Here is a 429-nt window from a genome sequence, read left to right as displayed (position 1 = left end):
ACAATCATCTTTTTTTTGTTTTGTTATCGCTACACTCTAAACTAATGTTTTTCACAATCTCGTTATCAGTCATATTTTCTATAACTGTTGACATAGTAAAAATAAAACCTTTCCCTCTAACAGTTGTTACAGACTCACCGATAACACCAACATCTTTGAGTGCTTTTCGTAATAAAGAGATATTTTGATACAACGTGTTAGGAGTGACACTCGAACCTTTTTCGCCCCAGGCAATATTATAAAGTTCACTTTGTGAAATTGTCATTCCCACTCGGGAGACAAAAGCCTCTAATAATTGTGCCGTAGGGGCATTAAGTTTAACTGTACTACCTGTTAATAGTGAAGATACTATACCGCTGCCAGGATAGAATATGACATTCCCATTGATAATATAGCTTTTATCCATTCTTATCTCCATTTCCCTTGTCT

At 35.2% G+C, this 429-nt stretch carries 1 protein-coding gene; it reads right to left on the bottom strand.

Going from position 1 to position 429, the window contains the following annotated elements; all coding sequences use genetic code 11:
* Positions 1-4 precede the first annotated feature (4 nt).
* The coding region (locus tag V2A85_RS24490) for a winged helix-turn-helix domain-containing protein (protein ID WP_420072664.1) at positions 5-429 on the bottom strand (425 nt) is incomplete at its 5' end.

Source organism: Yersinia sp. 1252 StPb PI, from assembly GCF_048593885.1.
In the GTDB taxonomy this organism is placed as follows: domain Bacteria; phylum Pseudomonadota; class Gammaproteobacteria; order Enterobacterales; family Enterobacteriaceae; genus Yersinia; species Yersinia enterocolitica_E.
This window is presented reverse-complemented; position numbering and strand designations above follow the sequence as displayed.